The following is a 250-nucleotide window of genomic DNA, read 5'->3' on the forward strand; positions in this document are numbered from 1 at the left end:
GATCATGACCGATTGCAATCAGGGCTTTACGGTGGACGAAGCCATTCGCCGCGCCGAGCGCCTGAAAGAGCTTGATGTGGCGTGGATCGAAGAACCGCTTCCCGCGGATGATCTTGACGGGCACATCCGCCTGACCCGTTCCACCCCGACACCGATTGCGGTGGGTGAATCAATCTATTCGATCCGCCATTTCCGCGAATATATGCAGAAGGGCGCTTGCTCCATCGTTCAGGTGGATGTGGCGCGTATC

The 250-nt window shown here is 57.6% G+C and carries 1 protein-coding gene; it reads left to right on the top strand.

What is annotated here, in order from left to right; all coding sequences use genetic code 11:
- Nucleotides 1-250: enolase C-terminal domain-like protein (locus tag SB773_RS33620; protein ID WP_410594798.1), on the top strand; the 250-nt coding region annotated here is incomplete at both ends.

Origin of the sequence: Bacillus sp. SIMBA_074 (assembly GCF_046534555.1) — a bacterium.
Taxonomy (GTDB): Bacteria; Bacillota; Bacilli; order Bacillales; family Bacillaceae_G; genus Bacillus_A; species Bacillus_A mycoides.